Source organism: Nocardiopsis sp. SBT366 (assembly GCF_001083815.1).
Taxonomy (GTDB): Bacteria; Actinomycetota; Actinomycetes; order Streptosporangiales; family Streptosporangiaceae; genus Nocardiopsis; species Nocardiopsis prasina.
This window is the reverse complement of the sequence record NZ_LAVM01000076.1, coordinates 21,197-27,196: the sequence shown is the minus strand read 5'-3', so window position 1 is coordinate 27,196 and position 6,000 is coordinate 21,197. Positions and strand designations below refer to the sequence as shown.

Below are 6,000 nucleotides of genomic sequence, written 5' to 3'. Positions count from 1 at the left end.
CCCGTCCCCCTGCACGGCATCGCCGTCTGACCCGACCCCCTCCGCGCCACCCCCTACGTTGGGACTCACACACCCGTGACCCGGGCGTGTACACGGCCGCCCTCCGGCGCGGAGTGGTAACAGGTGAAGGTCGCGTCAACGACGACCACAGGGGGAGCACATGAGCGAACAGGCTCTGTTGAAGCTGGACGAGGCCGAGCTGCGCGGGCTGCTCGACGGGCGTTGGGCCCACGTGCGCGAACGCGCGCGTGACGTGATCCGGGGCGAGGAGTTCGCCCCGGTGTACGGCCTGTCCGTGGAGGAGCACCGCGCCCGCACTCTCAAGCAGCTCATGGCCCTGGCGGGGACCGGCGTGCCCGCCTACGGCTTCCCCGAGTCCGTGGGCGGAACCGACGACATCGGCGCCTCCGTGGTGGCCTTCGAGATGCTCGTCGCGGACATGTCCCTCATGGTCAAGATGGGCGTGCAGTTCGGGCTGTTCGGCGGGGCCATCCGGGCTCTGGGCACCGACGAGCACCACCGGAGGTACCTGCCCGGCGTCATGACCGTGGACCTGCCCGGCTGCTTCGCGATGACCGAGACCGGCCACGGCTCGGACGTGCAGCGCCTGCGCACCACGGCCACCTTCGACCCGGGCACCGGGGAGTTCGTGGTCCACACCCCCGACGAGTCCGCGCGCAAGGACTACATCGGCAACGCCGCCCGCGACGGACGCATGGCGGTGGTCTTCGCCCAGCTGCGCACGCCGGACGGCGACGGCGGCCTGATCGAGCACGGCGTGCACGCGGTCATGGTGCCCATCCGCGACGCCGAGGGCACGCCCCTGCCCGGGGTGACCGTCGAGGACTGCGGCCCCAAGGCCGGGCTGAACGGGGTGGACAACGGCCGCCTGTGGTTCGACGGCGTGCGGGTGCCCCGCACCAACCTGCTCAACCGGTACGGCGACGTGGCCGCCGACGGCACCTACTCCAGCCCCATCGAGAACCCCAACCGCCGGTTCTTCACCATGCTGGGCACCCTGATCCGGGGCCGCATCAGCGTGGCCGGGGGCGCTGGCACCGCCACCAAGGCGTCGCTGGCCATCGCGATCCGCTACGCCGACACCCGCCGCCAGTTCACCCGCCCGGCCACGGACACCCAGCCGGAGCGGGAGGTGCGCGTCCTGGACTACCTCGCCCACCAGCGCAAGCTGTTGCCCGCGCTGGCCCGCACCTACGGCCTGCACTTCGCCCAGGAGGAGCTGGTCACCCGTCTGCACGAGCTGTCCCGGGCCAGCGAGCGCGACGAGCACGCCCAGAGGGAGTTGGAGTCGCGCGCGGCCGGGCTCAAGGCCGTCGCCACCTGGCACGCCACCGAGACCATCCAGACCTGCCGCGAGGCGTGCGGCGGCTCGGGGTACCTCTCGGAGAACCGCATCCCGCAGCTCAAGGCGGACTCGGACATCTTCACCACGTTCGAGGGTGACAACACCGTCCTGTTGCAGCAGCTCACCAAGGCCCTGCTCACGAACTTCAAGGACTCCTTCGGCGACCTCGACCAGCTCGGTCTGGCCCGGTTCATGGCGGGGAAGGTGTTCGAGACCGTCATCGAGCGCACCGCCGCGATCCCGCTGATCGACCGGCTGGTCGCCGCGTCTCCGGGCCGGGACGAGGCCAGCCTGTACAACCGGGGCTGGCACCTGGAGCTGATGGAGGACCGCGAGAAGCACATCATCGAGGGCCTGGCCGGGCGGCTGCGGCGTTCCAGGAAGGACGGCAGCGACGCCTTCGAGGTGTTCAACCAGGCCCAGGACCACGTGCTCGCGGCCGGTCGGGCGCACATGGACCGGGTGGTGCTGGAGGCGTTCGTGGCGGGCATCGACCGCTGCGGCGACCAGTCCACGGCCAAGCTGCTCAACCGTCTGTGCGACCTCTACGTGCTGTCGGTGATCGAGGAGGACCGGGCCTGGTTCCTGGAGCACGAGCGGCTGTCGACCGCGCGCACCAAGGCGGTCACGGCCGCCGTGAACGACCTCTGCCGTGGGCTGCGCCCCTACGCGGTGCGGCTGGTGGACGCCTTCGGGCTGCGTGACGAGTGGCTGGGCGCGCCGATCGCCCTGGGCGCCGAGCACCGGCGGCAGGACGAGCAGCTGGCCGCCGAGCAGCCGGCCTGATCCGACCGTTGTGCCCTCACCCCGTAGGCTGGTCCGCGTTGACCACACGGGGTGAGGGGTGCGGGGATGTCGGCCATCCGCTTGCTGGTGCTCGGAGCGGTCCGGCTCCACGGGCGGGCGCACGGTTACCAGGTCCGCAACGACCTGGAGTCCTGGGGCGCGCACGAGTGGTCCAACGCCAAGCCGGGGTCGATCTACCACGCGCTCAAGCAGATGGCCAGACAGGGCCTGCTCGTGGCGCACGAGGTGGCGCCCTCCACCGCCGGTGGTCCGCCCCGGGTCGAGTACGAGGTCACCGGGCGCGGCACCGAGGAGTACTTCTCGCTGCTGCGCGCCGCGTTGTCGGCGCACGGCACCGGGCCTGACGTGCTCTCCGCCGGACTCGGCTTCGCCGTGGACCTGCCCCGGGGTGAGGCCCTCACCCTGTTGCGGCGACGGTTGGCGGGGCTGGAGGAGTGGCGCTCCGAGGTGGTGCGGTACTACGACCCCGATCGGGGCCCGGAGCGGATGGGGCACATCGGCGAGATCATGGACCTGTGGGTGCACACCTCGGACTCCGAGGCCGCCTGGACCCGTGGGTTGATCGCGCGGATCGAGGGCGGCGCGTACACCTTCGCCGACGAGGAGGGCACTCCGTTCGAGGGCGTGCTGGCCCCCGACACCGGGGGCTGAACGGCGTCAGGACCGGCCGCCCCCGTCCTCCCGCCACTCCTCCAGGCGGATGGCGTGGTCCAGTTCCCTCTCGACCCGCTGGCGCTCCTCCTCGGTGAGTTCCACCGCCGCCAGCTCGCTCCGCCAGGCCCGGGCCCGTTCCGGGTCGTCCAGGGCCAGGGACAGCTCGACCAGGGTGGCGTGCGCCAGGGCCCGTTCCACCGCCGGGGCCGTCTCCGCGTGCCTGCGCAGGGCGGACTTCAGGTGGCGGTACGCGGCGAGGTCGTCGTTCTTGAACTCCCGGAAGTTGCGCGCCTGGTCGAGGGCCCTGGCGATGCCCTCCAGTTCGGGTGATCCCCCGTAGTCCAGACCCTCGGGCTCGTCGCGCCGGATGAAGATGAGGCTGTTCCCGGACGGGTCCATCAGAGTGAAGCGGCTCGCACCGGGGCGGAAGCGGGTGACGCGCGGCAGGCCCCGCGACAGGACCCTGCCGTGGGCCGCGCGCATGGCGTCGGTGATGGCCTCGTGGTACGGGGCCACGGCGTCCACCATCACCAGCGCGCCACCGGTGTTCTCCTGAGCGGGGTCCAAGCCCTTGGGCGCGGCGCTGTAGTGGATCTGGAAGCCGCTCCAGGAGAACGCCAGGTAGACGTAGGGCCGGAACTGCTTCCAGGTGACCTCGAAGCCGAGCGACTCGTAGAAGTCGAGGGTGGCCTGGGGGTCGTGGGTGTGCAGACCCGGCACGGTGGTCTCGTTGGGGCGCATCGTCTCTGTCATGCCCCCAAACTACTAGTCAAAATTGACTAGATGCCAGTAGGTTCTCCCGAACCCTTCCCCCGCCCGGCCCGCCTGGTCTAACATGAACCCTCCTCATGTTAGGTGGGTCACACCGTGCGCACGCCCCCGGCGCCACCGCCCCGCGCCCTCGCCGAGCCGACACGCGACGTCCGCGCCCTGTGGGTGGCCGGGATCAGCCTGGCCAACCTCGGCATGTGGATGGCCTTCTTCGGCCCCCTCCAGGTCCTGCTCCCCGAACAGATCGGCCGGGTCAGCCCCGCCGACAAGGAGACCGTCCTGGCCTGGGTCACCGGGGTCGGCGCGGCCATGGCCATGATCGCCACCCCGCTGGCCGGAGCGCTGTCGGACCGCACCACAGGGCCCCTGGGTCGTCGCAGACCCTGGGTCCTGGCCGGAGCCCTGCTCGGCGGCGCCGGGCTGGTCGTCCTCGGCTCCCAGGAGAGCGTCTGGGGCATCCTGCTGGGCTGGTCGTTCGTGCAGACCGCGCTGTCCTGTCTGAACGCCACCCTGCTCGCGGCGGTCCCGGACCACGTGCCCCGGAGCCAGCGCGGCGCGGTCTCCGGGTGGATCGGCATCCCCCAGTCGGCCGGGGTCGTGGCGGCGGTCGTGCTGGTCACCGTGGTCGTCACCGAGGTCTCCCCCGGGTACACGCTCATCGGAGTCCTCACCCTGGCCTGCGCCCTGCCCTTCGCGCTCCTGTCTCCCGACCCTCCCCTGCCCCGCGAGGCCCGACCGCCCTGGCGCGACCTCGCCCGGAGCCTGTGGGTCTCGCCCCGGAAGCACCCGGACTTCGCCTGGGCCTTCCTGACCCGGTTCCTCATCGGCACGGGCAACGCGATGTTCATCCTCTACATGCTCTACTTCCTGCGCGACGCCGTGGGGTACGAGGATCTGTTCCCCGGCTCCTCCGCCACGGACGGGCTGCTCACGCTGATCCTCGTGTACACGGCTGCGGTCGTGGCCACCACCGTGGTCGCGGGCGCGGTCTCGGACCGGATCGGGAGACGCCGCGGCATGGTCGCCCTCGCCGGGGTGGTGATGGGCCTGCCCGCGTTCGCTTTGGCACTCGTGCCCACGTGGTCCGCCGTGCTGGTCTGCGCGGTGGTCCTGGGGGTGGGGTTCGGTGTCTTCCTGTCCGTGGACAACGCGCTGGTCACCGAGGTGCTCCCGGCCGCCGAGGGGCGTGCCAAGGACCTGGGAATCGTCAACATCGCCAGTTCGGGCCCGCAGGTGATCGCCCCGGCACTGGCCGGGCCGATCGTCGTCCATCTGGGCGGCTACCCGGTGCTGTACACCATCTGCGGGCTCGTCTCCCTGATGGGAGCGGCGACCGTCTGGGGGATCCGGGGCGTGCGCTGACCCCACGACAGCGGGTGCCCGGAACGGGCTGACCACCGTGTCACCCCTGGCGCCACTCCCCCACCAGGGGTGACCATGGGGGCATGGACGAGCAGAGGACCTGGGACTGGCTGGTCAGGGAGCTGACCGAGGGCGCGGAGACGACGGTCCAGCCCGGCGGGGCCGGCGCCCCGGTGACCTACCGTGCCGCCAGCCGGGCCGAGGTGCTGCCCGGGGAGCGCGGGATCCGGATCAGCTGCTTCCAGGGCCGGGAGCTGGAGGAACCGATGGTCCTGCACCTGGACCCACCCACCCTCGCCGCCCGGCTGCGGGACCTGGTGGAGGAAGCGGTGGCCGCGTTCGGCACCCGGCGCGAGGACGGCCTGACCGAGGCCTTCGAGCTGCTGATGGTCCATCTCCAGGAGACCCTGGACACGGCCAGGCCCGGGGAGGTCCACCTGGTTCCGGCCCGGGGCGGCTTCGACTCCCTGCGAGAGCCGCCCGTCAGTCGCTGACGGCGTCCAGGGTGCCGCTGTCGGCACGGGTGTGCGACGGGGTCTCCTCGCCGCGCTGACGGGCCGGTTCCCACCACCACCAGTGCGTCTGCGGCACCCAGGCGGGGACCTCCTCGACGGTGGCGGGGCTGGCGTTGGCGGCCACCGCCTCCAGGGCGTCGTCGATGCGCGGGAGCGCCTCGAGGTCGATGGGCCTCAGGAAGCTCTCCAGCGGCACGAACGCGTCGCCGAGGATCTGGATCATGGAACGGCGCCAGCAGGCCGGACGGTAGCCCTCGTGCTGGCCGTTCTCGGCGGCGGTCTGGCTGCGCACCACGTACAGGCTGAGCCGGACCGGGTTGTTGCCGCTCACGAGGAGTTCGGCGAGGGTCGCGTTGAAGTTCTGCCCGGCCGGGGATCCGCGTTCGGCCTCGGTCGTGGCCTGGTAGAGCTCGAACAGCCGCGCGAACGCGGAGTCCATGAGGGCGTCGCGGTCCCTGCCGCGCGTGGCGCTCTCCGAGAACGCGTCCAACGCCCGTCTGGCCAGGCTGGGAAGGTCCCTGCCCG

6 protein-coding genes are annotated in these 6,000 nt (G+C 71.8%); 4 read left to right on the top strand and 2 right to left on the bottom strand.

From position 1 onward, the window contains the following. The first annotated feature begins 160 nt into the window (after positions 1 to 160). Both ADX84_RS20265 and ADX84_RS20260 read left to right on the top strand, forming a co-directional pair. On the top strand, positions 161 to 2,152 hold the full coding sequence (locus tag ADX84_RS20265; protein WP_049577791.1) for an acyl-CoA dehydrogenase: 1,992 nt from the start codon (positions 161 to 163) through the stop codon (positions 2,150 to 2,152). Positions 2,153 to 2,218: 66 nt separating this feature from the next. Continuing rightward, a complete protein-coding gene (locus ADX84_RS20260; RefSeq protein WP_049577787.1) occupies positions 2,219 to 2,824 on the top strand; it encodes a PadR family transcriptional regulator in 606 nt (201 codons plus the stop codon). Positions 2,825 to 2,830: 6 nt separating this feature from the next. Here ADX84_RS20260 and ADX84_RS20255 read toward each other — a convergent pair whose 3' ends face one another. Continuing rightward, positions 2,831 to 3,580: a glyoxalase gene (locus ADX84_RS20255; protein ID WP_049577783.1), complete on the bottom strand. Its 750-nt coding sequence runs from the start codon at positions 3,578 to 3,580 to the stop codon at positions 2,831 to 2,833. A gap of 114 nt (positions 3,581 to 3,694) precedes the next feature. Between ADX84_RS20255 and ADX84_RS20250 the strand changes: the two genes are divergently transcribed. Together ADX84_RS20250 and ADX84_RS20245 are read left to right on the top strand one after the other, a co-directional pair. After that, entirely contained in the window at positions 3,695 to 4,960 is a 1,266-nt protein-coding gene (locus ADX84_RS20250; RefSeq protein ID WP_049577805.1) for an MFS transporter, read from the top strand. An 83-nt stretch (positions 4,961 to 5,043) separates the two neighbouring features. Beyond that, positions 5,044 to 5,454, top strand: coding sequence for a hypothetical protein (locus ADX84_RS20245; RefSeq protein ID WP_049577779.1), 411 nt, complete (start codon positions 5,044 to 5,046; stop codon positions 5,452 to 5,454). Here ADX84_RS20245 and ADX84_RS20240 read toward each other — a convergent pair. After that, on the bottom strand, positions 5,444 to 5,965 hold the full coding sequence (locus ADX84_RS20240; RefSeq protein ID WP_199776649.1) for a hypothetical protein: 522 nt from the start codon (positions 5,963 to 5,965) through the stop codon (positions 5,444 to 5,446). The two genes, ADX84_RS20245 and ADX84_RS20240, sit on opposite strands and share 11 nt — an antisense overlap. Positions 5,966 to 6,000: the final 35 nt, after the last annotated feature.

Coding starts and splice junctions, on each gene's coding strand:
- ADX84_RS20265 (WP_049577791.1), top strand. CDS start 161: ATGAGCGAACAGGCTCTGTTGAAGCTGGACGAGGCCGAGCTGCGCGGG.
- ADX84_RS20260 (WP_049577787.1), top strand. CDS start 2,219: ATGTCGGCCATCCGCTTGCTGGTGCTCGGAGCGGTCCGGCTCCACGGG.
- ADX84_RS20255 (WP_049577783.1), bottom strand. CDS start 3,580: ATGACAGAGACGATGCGCCCCAACGAGACCACCGTGCCGGGTCTGCAC.
- ADX84_RS20245 (WP_049577779.1), top strand. CDS start 5,044: ATGGACGAGCAGAGGACCTGGGACTGGCTGGTCAGGGAGCTGACCGAG.